This window comes from Allorhizocola rhizosphaerae, from assembly GCF_003426775.1.
Classification (GTDB): domain Bacteria; phylum Actinomycetota; class Actinomycetes; order Mycobacteriales; family Micromonosporaceae; genus Allorhizocola; species Allorhizocola rhizosphaerae.
On the sequence record NZ_QJUG01000211.1, the window covers coordinates 1 to 14,601 of the forward strand.

12 protein-coding genes are annotated in these 14,601 nt (G+C 66.7%); 8 read left to right on the plus strand and 4 right to left on the minus strand.

Annotated features, from left to right (window positions below):
* The first annotated feature begins 269 nt into the window (after nt 1–269).
* From DM816_RS32730 to DM816_RS32760, 7 genes are all read left to right on the plus strand, one after another.
* The gene (locus DM816_RS32730) at nt 270–1,496 is read left to right on the plus strand and encodes an ATP-binding protein (protein ID WP_117214346.1); all 1,227 of its coding nucleotides are present in this window, start codon (nt 270–272) and stop codon (nt 1,494–1,496) included.
* Nucleotides 1,489–2,133 carry a response regulator gene (locus DM816_RS32735; RefSeq protein ID WP_117214347.1) on the plus strand — a complete coding sequence of 215 codons (645 nt, stop codon included), beginning with the start codon at nt 1,489–1,491 and terminating at the stop codon, nt 2,131–2,133. The genes DM816_RS32730 and DM816_RS32735 overlap by 8 nt, the downstream gene beginning before the upstream one ends.
* A gap of 243 nt (nt 2,134–2,376) precedes the next feature.
* Nucleotides 2,377–4,002, plus strand: a complete 1,626-nt coding sequence (locus DM816_RS32740) for a peptide ABC transporter substrate-binding protein (protein WP_117214348.1) — start codon at nt 2,377–2,379, stop codon at nt 4,000–4,002.
* Nucleotides 4,003–4,100: 98 nt separating this feature from the next.
* On the plus strand, nt 4,101–5,114 hold the full coding sequence (locus DM816_RS32745) for an ABC transporter permease (RefSeq protein ID WP_117214349.1): 1,014 nt from the start codon (nt 4,101–4,103) through the stop codon (nt 5,112–5,114).
* A 13-nt stretch (nt 5,115–5,127) separates the two neighbouring features.
* A complete protein-coding gene (locus DM816_RS32750) occupies nt 5,128–6,042 on the plus strand; it encodes an ABC transporter permease (protein ID WP_246002490.1) in 915 nt (304 codons plus the stop codon).
* Between the two features lie 5 nt (nt 6,043–6,047).
* Nucleotides 6,048–7,094, plus strand: coding sequence for an ABC transporter ATP-binding protein (locus tag DM816_RS32755; protein WP_117214356.1), 1,047 nt, complete (start codon nt 6,048–6,050; stop codon nt 7,092–7,094).
* Complete coding sequence (locus tag DM816_RS32760; protein ID WP_117214351.1) at nt 7,087–8,097, plus strand: ABC transporter ATP-binding protein; 1,011 nt, start codon at nt 7,087–7,089, stop codon at nt 8,095–8,097. Before DM816_RS32755 ends, DM816_RS32760 begins: the two co-directional genes overlap by 8 nt.
* 144 nt (nt 8,098–8,241) lie before the next feature.
* Here DM816_RS32760 and DM816_RS32765 read toward each other — a convergent pair whose 3' ends face one another.
* The 3 genes from DM816_RS32765 to DM816_RS32775 all read right to left on the minus strand — a co-directional run bounded on the left by DM816_RS32765 (nt 8,242) and on the right by DM816_RS32775 (nt 11,579).
* Nucleotides 8,242–8,853 carry a hypothetical protein gene (locus DM816_RS32765; RefSeq protein ID WP_117214352.1) on the minus strand — a complete coding sequence of 204 codons (612 nt, stop codon included), beginning with the start codon at nt 8,851–8,853 and terminating at the stop codon, nt 8,242–8,244.
* 305 nt (nt 8,854–9,158) lie between these two features.
* On the minus strand, nt 9,159–9,455 hold the full coding sequence (locus tag DM816_RS32770; protein WP_117214353.1) for a chorismate mutase: 297 nt from the start codon (nt 9,453–9,455) through the stop codon (nt 9,159–9,161).
* A 279-nt stretch (nt 9,456–9,734) separates the two neighbouring features.
* Nucleotides 9,735–11,579 carry a bifunctional metallophosphatase/5'-nucleotidase gene (locus DM816_RS32775; protein ID WP_117214354.1) on the minus strand — a complete coding sequence of 615 codons (1,845 nt, stop codon included), beginning with the start codon at nt 11,577–11,579 and terminating at the stop codon, nt 9,735–9,737.
* An 88-nt stretch (nt 11,580–11,667) separates the two neighbouring features.
* Here DM816_RS32775 and pcrA point away from each other — a divergent pair, with 88 nt between their 5' ends.
* Nucleotides 11,668–13,941, plus strand: a complete 2,274-nt coding sequence (pcrA, locus tag DM816_RS32780; protein ID WP_117214355.1) for a DNA helicase PcrA — start codon at nt 11,668–11,670, stop codon at nt 13,939–13,941.
* 93 nt (nt 13,942–14,034) lie between these two features.
* On the opposite strand, the gene DM816_RS32785 is transcribed toward pcrA, so the two are convergent.
* On the minus strand, nt 14,035–14,601 hold a 567-nt coding region (locus DM816_RS32785; RefSeq protein WP_162908076.1), incomplete at its 5' end, for a M23 family metallopeptidase.

The window sequence follows — 14,601 nt, forward strand, 5'->3', positions numbered from 1 at the left end:
CCCACGGCTCCTGCGCAGCGGGCTCCGGCCCGCCCGCGGACGGCGCTTCATGGGTGTTCGGCGGCGCCTCACCGGGTGGCCGCGGCTCACTCGGCGGGGGTGCGGCCGCGTGAGACGTTGACGTGTCGTCGGTCATCCTCAAATACTGCTTCCGATCAGGTCCGAGCCGCCTCAGGCGCGTACCCTGAGCCAACCCTGAGAAACTTAGCGTCACGAACTCCGGGGCTTTCCTGTGGGCGCTGTCTGGCCGGGCGTGGAACGATCTACCTGTGCCCGAGACCCTCGCCCGCCCCCGCCTCGCCCGCTCCAGGCAGGACCGCCTGGTCGCCGGCGTGGCGGGCGGCATCGCGGCACACCTTTCCGTGTCGCCGACCGTGATCCGGTCGGCGTTCGTGGTGCTGATGCCGTTCAATGGGTTGGGCGCCCTGCTCTACGCGGTGTTCTGGGCGGTGCTGCCCACGGCGGGCGACCAACCGGCGCAGCGCCGGCAACCGCTGCGGCTGCTCCCGTTCGTCCTTGTGGGCTTCGGGCTCATGATGGCCGCGACCATCTTCAACCGGACCGACGCCTTCTCGATGATCGCCGGCTGGCTGGTCGCGTTGATCGCGGTCGGCGCGGGCATCATCTGGCACCAGTCGCAGCGGGCCGCCTCGCCCACCGACGGCTGGCTGACGATCCTCACCAACTTCAAGGACCGGCGCGCCTATTTACTGCGCTTCATCGCCGGCGGGTCGCTCGTCGTGGCCGGCGTCATCGGCCTGCTCGCGGTCTATTCACCCGCCAACGTCAACCTCAGCTGGTCCGACCTGTGGAAGGCCCTCGCCTTCGCGGTGATCGCGGTCGGCGGCGTGGGCCTGGTGTCCGCGCCGCTGCTGTGGAAGATGCTCGCCGCGCTGCGCGCCGAGCGGGAGGGCCGCATCCGCGAGCAGGAGCGGGCCGAGCTCGCTGCCATGGTGCACGACCAGGTGTTGCACACGCTCGCGCTGATCCAGCGCAACGCGGGCGACCCGGCCGTGGTGCAGCGGCTGGCCCGCGGGCAGGAGCGCTCCCTGCGCAACTGGCTCTATCAGCCCACCGGCTCGCCCACGGAGCACTTCGCCGCCGCGCTGGAGCAGGCGGCCGCGGAGGTCGAAGACACATACGGCATCGCCGTCGAGACGGTCATCGTCGGCGACCGCATGGTGGACGAGAAGGTCGCGGCGATCGTGGCCGCGGCACGCGAAGCGATGGTCAACGCGGCCCGCCACGCGGGCGTCACGACCATCTCCCTTTACGCCGAGGTCGAGCCGGCCGAGCTCAGTGTCTTCATCCGCGATCGCGGCGTTGGATTCGACATCGACAGCGTCGAGGACATGCGCCATGGGGTGCGTGGCTCGATCATCGGCAGGATGGCCCGGCACGGCGGCGAAGCGGAGATCCGCAGCGCCGCGGGCGAGGGCACGGAGGTGCGGCTGACCCTGCCGGTCGCCGTGATTAAGGAGGAGTCTCATGACTGACCGGCTGAAGGTGTTCCTTGTGGACGATCACGGCATGTTCCGTGCGGGCGTCCGCGCCGAGCTCGGTGATCACGTGGACGTCGTCGGCGAGGCGGCCACGGTGGCTCAGGCCATCTCGATGATCGCCGCGACCGAGCCGGACGTGGTGCTGCTCGATGTGCACATGCCCGACGGCGGCGGCCGCGCGGTGCTTGAGTCGATCCGCAAGTCGCATCCGCAGGTGAAGTTCCTCGCACTGTCCGTTTCGGACGCGGCCGAGGACGTCATCGGGCTCATCCGGGCCGGTGCGCGGGGCTACGTCACGAAGACCATCTCGCCCGATGATCTGGTCGGCGCGATCCGGCGGGTGGCCGACGGCGACGCGGTGTTCTCCCCGCGCCTGGCCGGTTTCGTGCTGGACGCGTTCGCCGCCCGGCCGGACAGCAGCCTCGCGGATCCGGAGCTCGACCAGCTCACCAACCGCGAGCGCGAGGTGCTGCGGTTGCTCGCCCGAGGGTACGCATATAAGGAAATCGCCAAGGAGCTGTTCATTTCGATCAAGACCGTGGAGACCCACGTCTCCAACGTCCTGCGCAAGCTTCAGATGTCCAATCGCTATGAGCTGTCTCGATGGGCGGCCGACCGGAGGCTCCTGTAGACAATCTCCCATTTGCTGGGACATCGGTTTCGCCCAGGTTTCCATTTTTGATCTAGCTCGTTGATGCCGCTGGCGAAGAAGCAGGTCACAGCGCTAGTTGTCGATCTAGCAATCCGGTTTGGGCGATATCGACGCCGTCCCGGCAAGGTAACGGGTTGGTATCAGGCCCTTCCCGTGTGTGTCTTGGGGTGCGAGAGTGTGGCCACCTCACACCCCCTCGTGAGCGCCTGAGGAGGCTTACGCATGCGCGGGAAATTCCCCATGAAGGTAGCGGTCGGCGCGACCGCTATCGCGCTTTTTGCGGCGGGCTGCCAGTCGGGATCGGAGCCTGAAGCTCCGAGCGATGGCGGCACGCTCCGTGTCTTTGCAACCGAACCGGCCGGCCTGATGACCGGAGCCAACGACAGTCCGTCGATTCAGGTTCTGCGGCAGCTTTACGCCGGTTTGGTGGACTTCGACGCCAAGACGGGCGCCGTGAAGAACCAGCTTGCCGAAAGCATCGAGTCAACAGATAACACCACCTGGACCGTGAAGCTGAAGAAGGGCTACAAGTTCGACAACGGCGAGGACGTCACCGCCGACTCGTTCATCGACGCCTGGAACTGGGTCGCCTACGGTCCGAACGCCCAGCCCAACTCCTACTTCATGTCGCACATCATTGGCTACGCCGACACGCAGTCGGAGGACCCGGACGGCGACGGCCCGCAGAAGGCGCCGGAGCCCAAGTCCAAGACGATGTCCGGCCTGAAGAAGGTCGACGAGAGCACCTTCACCGTGACGCTGGACCGGGCGTTTGTCGGCTTCCCCGCGACCGTGGGTTACGCTGGCTTCTACCCGATGGCGAAGGCATGCCTCGCAGACACCAAGAAGTGCAACGAGACTCCGATCGGCAACGGCCGGTACAAGATGGACGGCTCGTGGAAGCACAACGTCGAGGTCAAGGTCGTCCGCAGCGACAGCTGGAAGGGTGAAAAGGGCAAGGTCGGTTCGATCGTCTACAAGATCTACGACAAGAACACCACCGGCTACGCCGACTACGAGGCCGGTGAGCTGGACATCTTCGACAACGTCCCGCCCGCCAAGTACAAGGACGCCACCAGCCTCTACAAGGACACACTGTTCGAGCAGGCCAGCAATAGCTTCACCTACCTCGGCTTCCCGATGTACGACACGCGGTTCCAGAACGTGAAGCTCCGCCAGGCACTCTCACTGGCGATCGACCGTCAGCAGATCATCGACAAGATCTTTTTCGGTCGGTTCCGTGCCGCTGAGGGCTTCGTGAGCCCGAATTTCCAGGGCGGCAACCGCCCTGGCAACTGCGCGAACTGCAAGTACGACCCGACCAAGGCGAAGGCGCTGCTGGCGGAGGCCGGCGGCTGGCCTGGCGGCAAGCTGGTCATCTGGGCCAACGCAGGCGCGGGTCACGAGGAATGGACTGCGGTGGTCGGCGACCAGCTCAAGGCTAACCTCGGCATCGACTACGAAATCAACGCGACCCTGCAGTTCCCGCAGTACCTGCAGACCGCCGACGACAAGAAGTTCACCGGCCTGTTCCGCCTCGGTTGGAACCCGGACTACCCGGTGCTCGAAACCTACCTGGCGCCGCTGTATGGCACCGGTGGCTCGTCGAACAACTCCAGTTACGCCAACAAGGAGTTCGACGACTTCGTGCAGAAGGGCAACGCCGCCAAGACGATCGACGAGGCCATCAAGTTCTACCAGCAGGCCGAGGACATCCTGGTCCGTGACCTGCCGGTGCTTCCGATGTGGTTCGGCAAGGCCACGGTTCTGTACAGCAAGAACGTCAAGGGCATCCCGTACAACACCATCTCGGGTGTTGAGCTGCAGAACGTCGAGCTCAACAAGTGATCTGACGCTCATCGATATCTGATCCGCCTAACGCGGGGCGGTGCGCCAAGCGCCACAAGGCTTGGGCACCGCCCCGATGGCTCCGAGAGGAGGACCAGATGGGGCGCTACGTCGTGCGACGTTTGCTGCAATTCATCCCCACTGTCCTGGGAACTTTGTTCCTGCTTCACTATCTGACCTCCATGGCGATCCAATTTGGAGGCAACCCGGTCCGGTCACTGTTCGGCGATCGCACGCCGCCGGAAGAGCAACTGCGCCAGATGACCGAGCAGTTCGGGCTCGGCGATCCATGCCTACAGCAGAAGGGAAATCCCTGCTTCGGGTTGTTCTGGGAACGCATGCAAGACATCTTCTTGAGATTCGACTTCGGGCAGAGCCTTGCCCCGCGCCGTGACGTGACCGACGTGCTGGCCGATGCCTTGCCCTACACCATCAAGCTCACCATCATCGCGTTCATCGTGGAGGCCGTTCTCGGCCTCGCCGCCGGTGTGCTTGCGGGCCTGCGCAACGGCAAGTTCTCCGACTATGTGGTCCGCATCGTGACGGTTCTGATGATCTCGGTACCGATCTTCGTCTCCGCTGTGCTCGTGCAGAAGTTCGTCGGCGTGAAGTTCGGCAACTGGTTACGCCAGGATCTCGACGCGCCGGAATGGCTCGGGCGCGGATTGTTCGGCGCCGCATACAAGGCCGAGTTCCCCTGGCTCAGCCTTATCCTGCCCGGCATCGTGCTCGGGATGCTGACCCTCGCCTCCACGGCCCGGCTCACCCGGGGCAGCCTGCTGGAAAACCTGCGCGCCGACTACGTACGCACAGCCAAGGCCAAGGGCCTGACCACCAACCGGGTCATCGGTGTGCATACTCTGCGCAACTCGCTGATCCCCGTCGTCACCACACTGGGCCTGTCGATCGGCGGTTACATGGCCGGCGCGGTCGTGACCGAGGGAGTGTTCCGCGTGCCCGGGGTCGGCTTCACCATCCTCAAGGCGATCGCCACCGGTGAGCCCATGGTGCTGATCGGGCTGACGACCGTCCTCGTGCTGGTCTATCTGGTACTCAACCTGTTCGTCGATCTGCTCTACGCCGTGCTCGACCCGAGGATCCGTTATGAGTGAACCACTTTCGACCATGAGTGTGGACAATCCCGCGGCGCCCGCGGCACCGGTCGGCCCTGGCGAGCCGTCGAAGGACCAAAGCGCCAGCCTCTGGAGCGATGCCCGGCGCGAACTGCTGCGCAATCCCATCTTCGTCATTTCGAGCGTCTACATCCTGATCATGATGTCGTTCGCCTTCGTGCCCAAGCTGTGGACGCGTGTCGACCCGCAGGACTGCCAGCTCAATTACGGCAGCGGCGAGCCGATGTTCACGCCCGGCCACTGGCTCGGCACGAGCCAGCGGGGCTGCGACTACTGGAGCCACACGGTCTACGGCGCCAACCCGTCGCTGCAGATCGCGCTCTACGCGACCGTCGGCATCGTGGCCATCGGGCTGCCACTCGGCGTGCTGGCCGGGTTCTACGGCGGCTGGGTCGACGCGCTCATCTCGCGCTTGATCGACATTGTGTTTGCGCTGCCGTTCCTGTTGGGCGCGCTGGTGATCCTCGGCATGCTGCGCAAGTACAGCATCTGGACGATCACGCTCGTGCTCGTGGTGCTCGGCTGGACAACGGTCGCCCGGATCATGCGCGGAAGCGTGATCGCGGCGAAGAACCTGGACTACGTGCAGGCCGCCAAGGCGTTGGGCGCCAAGAACTCCCGGCTGATGTTCCGGCACATCCTGCCCAACGCCATCGCGCCGGTGTTCGTCATCGCGACCATCGCGCTTGGCGGGTTCGTCGCTGCCGAGGCCACGCTGACGTTCCTCGGTGTCGGTCTGCAGGAGCCGGCCGTCTCGTGGGGCCTGATGATTTCGCGGCATGACGACTTCATCGAGACGTGGCCGCACCTGACGCTCATCCCGGTCACCGTGCTCGTCGGCACGGTGCTGTCCTTCATCCTGATCGGCGACGCGTTGCGCGACGCCCTCGACCCGAAGCTGAGGTGAGCGGCGTGGCACCGACAACCGAAGTGCAGGCCCGGTTCGGCCCGAGCATCCCGGGCACCGATCCGTCCGCACCACTGCTGGCCGTTGAGGAACTGCGGGTCGAATTCCGTACCAGAGCAGGCATAGCCAAGGCCATCAACGGTGTCTCGTTCGAGGTGAACTCGGGCGAAACCCTTGCCATCCTTGGTGAATCGGGCTGCGGCAAGTCCGTGACGGCACAGGCCATCATGGGCATCCTCGACACTCCGCCCGGGTTCATCACCGGCGGGCAGATCAAGTATCGCGGCGTCGATGTGTTGAAGCGGTCCAAAGAGGAGCGTCGGCAGATCCGGGCCAACAAGATCGCGATGGTCTTCCAGGACGCCCTGTCGTCGCTGAACCCGGTGTTCACCGTCGGGTTCCAGCTCGCCGAGTTGTTCCGCAAGCACCGCGGCATGACCCGCAGCGACGGCAAGAAGCGAGCGATCGAGCTGCTCGACCTGGTGAACATCCCGGCGGCCCGGCAGCGGGTCAACGACTTCCCGCACCAGTTCTCCGGCGGCATGCGGCAGCGCGTGATGATCGCGATGTCGCTGGCGTTGGATCCTGAGCTGCTCATCGCCGACGAGCCGACGACTGCGCTCGACGTGACCGTGCAGGCCCAGATCATGAACCTGCTGGCCGACTTGCAGCGCGAGCGCAACATGGGGCTGATCCTCATCACGCACGACATGGGTGTGGTGGCCGACGTCGCCGACCGCATCAATGTCATGTATGCGGGCCGGATCGTGGAAAAGGCGCCGGTGTTCGACATCTACGCCAAGCCGTCGCACCCCTACACGAAGGCGCTGCTCGAATCGATCCCCCGGGTCGACCTCAAGGGCCAGCAGCTCAACGTCATCAAGGGCCTGCCGCCGAACCTCACCCAGATTCCGGTCGGCTGCTCGTTCAGCCCGCGCTGCCGCTATGCACAGGACGTGTGCAAAGCCGATCCGCCACCGCCGCTGTACCCGGTCCAGCCGGGGATCAGCAGTGCGTGCCACTTCTGGAAGGAGGTGCGCGGCGATGAGTGACCTGGTGCTCGAGACCAAGGATCTGGTCAAGTACTTCCCGCTTACCCGCGGCATCCTGTTCAAGACGAAGTACGGCGACGTGAAGGCGGTGGACGGGGTCAACCTCAACCTGCGCCGGGGCGAAACGCTTGGCGTGGTGGGCGAATCGGGCTGTGGCAAGTCCACGCTGGCCAAGCTGCTGGTCGGGCTGGAAAAGCCGACCAGCGGGTCGATCGTGGTGCGCGGGCAGGACACGGCCAAGCTGTCGGGCGAAGAGATGCGGCTCGCGCGGCGCAACATCCAGCTGGTGATGCAGGATCCATACACGTCGCTGAACCCGCGCATGACGGTCGGCGACATCGTCAGCGAGCCGTACCAGATCCACCCGGACGTGGCGCCGAAGAACCAGATCCGCAAGCGCGTTCATGAGCTGCTTGAGCTGGTTGGCCTGAATCCCGATCACATCAACCGGTACCCTCATCAATTCTCGGGCGGGCAGCGGCAGCGCATCGGCATCGCCAGAGCGCTTGCCCTGAAACCGGAAATCATCCTCTGCGACGAGCCGGTGTCGGCATTGGACGTTTCGATCCAGGCGCAGGTGGTGAACCTGCTGGAGGAGCTGCAGGACGAGCTCGGCCTCTCCTACATCTTCATCGCGCACGATCTATCGGTGGTGCGCCACATCGCCGACCGGGTCGCGGTCATGTACCTGGGCAAGGTCGTGGAGCTCGGCAAGGACACCGAGATCTATGACCACCCGACGCATCCCTACACACAGGCGTTGCTGTCCGCGGTGCCCGTGCCGGACCCGACCCTGCGCGGCCACCGCGACCAGATCGTGCTGCAGGGCGACGTCCCGTCACCGGCCAACCCGCCGTCGGGCTGCCGCTTCCGCACGCGCTGCTGGAAGGCGCAGGAAATCTGCGCCACCCAGGAGCCCGCGCTGGAGCCGCGGGACAAGTCACCACACCCCAGCGCGTGCCACTTCGCCGAGGAGCGCGACGTCATCCACGCGACGCAATAACACAGTCCCCCGTGTGGTGGCAGACGGTGGGTGAGCCTCCGCCGGCCGCCGCCACACGGGCAAAAGTAATCCAGCGCCGCGCGGGCCTGGGCCGCCACGGAAGCGTCGCCGATCCGCATTTCGTTACGGCCAGCCGCCGCAGGCTCATGCCAGCGGGACGGAGGCGGGCATCCGCCGCAGCAGGGCCACACCCCGTTCGAAGTACTCGGCGGCGGCCGCGTGGTCGCCGACGTGTGCGGCCGCCTCGCCCAGGCTGGTAAGCCTCCGGCCCGTGTTGACGAGCTCGTCCGCCGCCAGGTGCAACTCCACCGCACGTTCGAGGACCTGCCTCTGCCGCGGGATGTCAACCCGCCTCGAGAAGATGTTGCCCCGCAGTCCGAGCATTTCGGCCAGCCACGCATTCCCCGTCGCCTCGGCGGCGGCAAGAGCGTCGCTCGCGTGCGCCTCGGCGGCGTCCAGCCCGCCCATTGAGCTGTAAGTGGCGACAAGCATGGTCAGACCGCAGGCGATGCCCATCTTGTCGTCGGCCCGCTCCAAAGTGGACTTTTGCTTGACCGCCTGCCCCGTGGCGAACTGCCGCACGAGGTCGTGCAGGCGGAAGCGTTGCTGGCCGAGGGAATCCGGGCCCAACGAGCCCGGCGAGTGGTCCCACGTCGCAGCGATCAGCTCGTCGAGGGAGACCGGGCGATTGCGGCGCGCGATAAGCATCGCCATGATGGCCTGCGGGCGGCCCACCCAGGGCCAGGCGCTGCTCACCGGCCCACACCTCCAGGGGACCGAGCAGCCGGTGCGACGGTCGCACGTCCCGTAGTGGCACCCTACTCCCGGGACGGATCCGGGACGAGACGAGGACGCGGCCGCATAGCGTCGTTCTCCTCAGCAGTTCCGCAGTGTACGGGGGTCGCCGCGAACGCGGGCGACACGGCGAACGTGACGCGCGGCGATGGGAATGCTGGGGAACGGGTGTAGCGCGTGGGCAAGCACTCGCGCCGGTGGCCGGTCGCAGGGTCCCGCAGGGGAGCTGCGACCGCGCTGCCGTGTGACCTTCGGACGGCCGTGGCCTAGAGCGGACCCCTGCCTGCGCGCAGGATGAGCAGGGCCAGCTGAGTTCCGTCAGGGCCGAGCTCGGCTCGGAAGCGGTCCATGATCTCGCGCTCGCGGCTGAGCACGAGCCGCGTGCCGCCCGACGCGACCCGGGTCTTGCCGACCTGCTGCGAGATCGCGGCTCTCTCCTTCCACAGCGCGATCAGTTGAGCGTCTATCTCATCGATCCGGGCGCGCATGGACATGATCTCGCTGGCCGCCTCCGGCGCGCTGGTCCCGGTCTCGGTCGAGCTCTGCTGCGTCATGGTGATCATCACTTCTCCTTGGGCTGATTGTCGCTCCTTTGGCACCCGGGAGAAGGCGAAAGGCCCCGGGCTTCGAGGAGCCCGGGGCCTTTCCTAGGTCTGTCTTGCTCAGGCGCGACCTATGGCTGCCGGAACTCCGGAGCCATAAAAATAGAACCGCACCTGCTGAAGCACGCTCGCTAGTATGCCTGTGCTTGCTTCTGAAAGCAAGAATGGTCGGAAGACCATGGGTTTTATTGATCACATTGATGTATTGGGCGAATTGTGCGTACCCGCGGCGGGCTGCCGCTAGGCGATCTTGATGATGCGGTTGGCCGGGCCCGGCGCGATGGGGCCGGTGGCCAGGTATGCCACGAGGGCGTCGACGTCGAAGCCGGGTGCGGTGGCGCGGTCGGTGCCCGCTTGGAGGGTGGTGAAGCCGTCGCCGCCGTTGGCCAGGAAGTCGTTGGTGGTCACCCGGTAGGTGGCCGCCGGATCGATGGGTGTGCCGCCCAGCGCCAGGTTGAACGTGCGGTCGCCCAGGGCCCGGGTGGTGTCGTAGGAATAGGTGAAACCGGCCGACGGCTGCAGGATGCGGGTCACGGTCTGGCCCGCGTGCCCCGCGAACTGCTGCTCGAGCACGGCCTTGAGTTGAGCGCCGGTAAATGTCTGCGTCACGACCAGGTTGTTGAACGGCTGCACCGTGAAGCACTCGCCATAGGTCACGTCGCCCGCGGGCTCGCCACCGGGCGAGTTGGCGAACGTCAGCGGCGCCCGGATGCCGCCCGGGTTCATCAGCGCGATCTGCCCGCCGGCGGCGGCCGTGTAGGCCAGCTGAGCGTCGGCGATCACATCACCGAGCGGGCTCTCCCCGCTGGCGACCGCGTCCCGTGAGATGTCCGCGGTGATCTTGCCGACCACCCGGTTGGCGATCGGGGCGACGGCGGTCCGGTATTTGTCCGAGATCACCTTCGCGCCCGGGTCGATCAGCGCCGGGTTGCGCAGGAAGTTGCCCTGCGCGTCGCGCCCCCACGAGCCGTCGGGGTTGCGGATGCCGTTTTCGACGATGACGTTGCGCGCCTCGATCGACGCGAACTTGCGCGTGCGCTTGTCGAGCGTGAACGAGATGTCGCTGACGAGCGTGCCGTTGCTGCCCGCGCTCGTGACCACGACCGGGTTGCCCTCGGCGTTGGGCAGCGAACACGAGTAGAACCTGTGCGTGTGGCCGGACACCACGACGCCGAACTCGTTACGCAGGCCCGCGACGATGTCGGTGATGGCGCCCGCGAACGCGGCGCAGCCGTTGACGTCGTTGGCCGGTGTCTGCAGCCCGCCCTCGTGGATCAGCAGCACCTGCGCCTTGACGCCGAACGCGCGCAGCAACCGGGACCACTTGTTGGCGGTCTGGATCTCGTCGAGGAACTGGATGTCGGGGTTGCCCGGGGCGCCCGGGTTGACGATCGACATGGTGCCCTCAAGCGTCATGCCGATGAAGCCCACCGGTACACCCTGAATGATTTTGATGCTGAATGGGGCCAGGATCGGCAGGCCGGTCCGTTTGTTGACCGCGTTGGCCGCCAGATAGGTGAACTCGGCCCCGTCGTAGCCGTCGCCGTCGGCGCAGCCGTCGACCGGGTGGCAGCCGCCGTTGATCAGGCGCTTGAGTTCGACCGTGCCCTCGTCGAACTCGTGGTTGCCGACCGAGCTGATGTCCATGCCGAGCTCATTGAGCAGCTCGATCGTCGGCTCATCGTGGAACGCCGCGCTGACCAGCGGCGTCGCTCCGACCATGTCCCCCGCGCCGACCGTCACGACCTGTTCACCGGCGGCCTGGCCCTCGGCGCGCAGCCGCTTGACCCACGTGGTGAGGAACTCCACGCCGCCCGCGGGATTGCCGACCACCAGGCCGCCGCTGCCCGTCGGCGGGTCGATGGCCCCGTGGAAGTCGTTGAACGCCAACAGGTTTCCCCTGGCGGCGTGGCGGGCCGGGATGTCGTCCAGCTGCACCGCGACCGGGGTGAGCGGGGTCCAGCCGGCCTGGGTCGTGCCGGGCGTGGCGCCCTGGGCCAGTGGCAAAGCGATGATCACGCCGAGGGCGAGCGCGGGAACCGCGAGCCGCCGCAGAAAGCGAAGTGGGGGAGTGCGTAAAAGCATGCGGCCATCTTGCGCGATCGGTCCGGCAGTTTCTAGTGCAGCCTGGTGAAGGGTGAATGTCATACGGGCGGCATAGACTCGGACCCCGATGGAAGCTCTACTCGAAGGCCTGAATGAGCCGCAGCGTGCGGCGGTCACGCATGTCGGAGCGCCCCTGCTCATCGTGGCGGGGGCGGGCTCGGGCAAAACCCGCGTGCTCACCCAGCGCATCGCCTACCTGCTGGCGGAGCGCAAGGTGCACCCGGGCGAGATCCTCGCGATCACGTTCACCAACAAGGCCGCCGGCGAGCTGAGGGAGCGGGTGGAGCATCAGGTCGGCGGGCGTGCCCGGCTGATGTGGGTGTCCACGTTCCACTCCGCATGCCTGCGGCTGCTGCGCGCCGAGCATGAGCATGCCGGGCTCAAGTCGACGTTTTCCATCTATGACGCCGACGATTCCCGCCGGCTGATGCAGATCGTGGTGCGTGAGCTCGATCTCGACCCGAAGCGCTATCCCGCGCGCGGCCTGGCCGCGCAGGTCTCCAACCTGAAAAACGAGCTCATCGCCCCCGACGCGTTCCAGCCGCACGGTCCGGCAGAGCGCGCGCTCGGCGAGGCCTACACCCTTTACCAGCAACGGCTGCAGCAGGCGCACGCGCTCGACTTCGACGACATCATCATGCGCACTGTCCAATTGCTACAGTCCAAGCCCGAGGTGACGGAGAAATACCGCCGCCGGTTCAGGCATGTGCTGGTCGACGAATATCAGGACACCAACCATGCGCAATACGTTCTGGTGAAAGAACTTGTCGGCAGCACCGGCGAGCTGTGCGTCGTCGGCGATGCCGATCAGTCGATCTATGCGTTCCGCGGCGCCACGATCCGCAACATCCTCGAGTTCGAGCGCGACTATCCGCAGGCGCGCACGATCCTGCTGGAGCAAAACTACCGCTCCACGCAGACGATCCTCGACGCGGCCAACGCGGTGATCGACCGCAACCCCGACCGCAAACCCAAGCGGCTGTGGAGCGATCAGGGCATGGGCGAGCAGATCGTGGGTTACGTGGCCGACACCGAGCACGCCGAGGCCGACTGGGTGGCGCGCGAGATCGACCGGCTCAACGACGCGGGCGAGGCACGCCCCGGCGATGTCGCGGTCTTCTATCGCACCAACGCGCAGTCCCGCGTGTTCGAAGACCGGTTCATCCGGCTGGGCCTGCCCTACAAGGTCGTCGGTGGCGTCCGGTTCTACGAGCGCAAGGAGGTCAAGGACGCGCTGGCCTACCTGCGCGCAGTGTCCAATGAGGACGACACGGTGAACATGCGCCGCATCCTCAACACGCCCAAGCGCGGGCTCGGCGACCGGTCGGAGTCGCTGATCGAGGCGTTCGCCTCACGCGAGCGCATCTCGTTCGGCGCCGCGCTGCGCCGCCGGCGCGAGGTGCCCGGCCTGGCTGCCCGCGCGATGAACATCATCGAGGAGTTCGTGGCCATGCTCGACGAGGTGCGCGACCGGTCGGTCGTGGCGCCGCCGGCCGACGTGCTGGAGATGATCCTCACGCGGTCGGGTCTGCTGGCCGAGCTGGAGGAGAGCACCGACCCGCAGGACGAGGGCCGGGTCGAAAACCTGCAGGAGCTGGTCAGCGTCGCCCGCGAATATGCCGAGCGGATCGAGGCGCTGGGCGATGGGGAGCCGACCCTGGAAGGCTTTCTGGAGCAGGTGGCCCTTGTCGCCGATGCCGATGAGGTACCGAGTGACGACCCCGACCATCAGGGCGTTGTCACGCTGATGACCCTGCACACGGCCAAGGGGCTGGAGTTCCCGGTCGTGTTCCTCACCGGGTTGGAAGACGGCGTGTTCCCGCATCTGCGCTCGCTCGGCGACGCCAAGGAGCTGGAGGAGGAGCGGCGCCTGGCCTATGTCGGGATCACGCGCGCCCGGCGCCGGCTCTACATCTCGCGCACCGTCACACGTTCGGCGTGGGGGCAACCGCAATACAACCCGCCCTCGCGTTTCCTGGAGGAGCTTCCGCCCGCGCTGATCGACTGGCAGCGCACGGCCGACGCCTACACCTCGTGGAGCGGGGGCGGGATCGGCAGCCGGGAGCGGGTGGCGCAGCGCAACAACTCGTTCGTGGGCGGCACGTCCAAGGCCACCGCGCTGGCCAGCAAGATCGGCATCGATCCGAGCAGGCTGGCGACGGCGAGCGACCTGAAGGCAGGCCCGTCCGTCGCGGTCGGCGATCGGGTCAACCACCAGCGTTACGGGCTGGGCCGGGTGCTCGCGGTCGAAGGCCTGGGCGCACGCGCCCAGGCACAGGTCGACTTCGGCGACCAGACCCTGTGGCTGGTCCTGCGGCACGCCCCCATCGAAAAACTCTAATCCGCGCCTGGCGGTGGGCTTGAACATTGAAGGTGGTCCAGATCTGTGGATCCGGACCACCTTCAATTGGGGGATGGGTAAAGCAGGGAGGTTCTAGCAGCCGCCGAGTTCCACGCCGCGATCGCGCAGCCATTGGGCTGGCTCGATCTGGTTCCACATTCCCTTGTGCACCTCGAAGTGCAGATGTGGGCCGGTCGAGTCGCCCGTGCTGCCTTCGTAGCCGAGGACGTCACCGGCCTTGACCCACTGCCCGACGCCGACGGCGTCGGCCTGCATGTGTGCGTAGTGGGTCAGGTAGCCGTTGCCGTGGTCGACAACGACCGAGATGCCGTAGCCGCTGTAGGCCCAGCCCGCGGCGACGACCTCACCCGCGCCGACGGACACGATGGGCTCGCCGGCGTCGGTGTACAGGTCGACGCCCGCGTGCAGGACGCCCCAGCGCTGGCCGAAGCACGAGCTGATCTGGCCCGCGGGCATGGGGTTGACCCAGGCCGGGGCCTGCTTGGTGACCGCGGGTGCGGGGGTGGTGGTCGCGGGGGCTGCGGCCGAGGGGGTGGCTGACTGGGTGGGGGTGGCGGCCAGTGCCTGGGGGGAGGCCGACTCGCGGATCGCGCGGTTGGCCCGGTCGAGCGCCTCAAGACGCTCGTTTTGTGCCTCGGC

Bases quoted from the DNA above. Each gene is read 5' to 3' on its own strand.
- DM816_RS32740 (WP_117214348.1), top strand. From the start codon at position 2,377: ATGCGCGGGAAATTCCCCATGAAGGTAGCGGTCGGCGCGACCGCTATC.
- DM816_RS32760 (WP_117214351.1), top strand. From the start codon at position 7,087: ATGAGTGACCTGGTGCTCGAGACCAAGGATCTGGTCAAGTACTTCCCG.
- DM816_RS32750 (WP_246002490.1), top strand. From the start codon at position 5,128: ATGAGTGTGGACAATCCCGCGGCGCCCGCGGCACCGGTCGGCCCTGGC.
- DM816_RS32735 (WP_117214347.1), top strand. From the start codon at position 1,489: ATGACTGACCGGCTGAAGGTGTTCCTTGTGGACGATCACGGCATGTTC.
- DM816_RS32770 (WP_117214353.1), bottom strand. From the start codon at position 9,455: ATGATCACCATGACGCAGCAGAGCTCGACCGAGACCGGGACCAGCGCG.
- DM816_RS32775 (WP_117214354.1), bottom strand. From the start codon at position 11,579: ATGCTTTTACGCACTCCCCCACTTCGCTTTCTGCGGCGGCTCGCGGTT.
- pcrA (WP_117214355.1), top strand. From the start codon at position 11,668: ATGGAAGCTCTACTCGAAGGCCTGAATGAGCCGCAGCGTGCGGCGGTC.
- DM816_RS32745 (WP_117214349.1), top strand. From the start codon at position 4,101: ATGGGGCGCTACGTCGTGCGACGTTTGCTGCAATTCATCCCCACTGTC.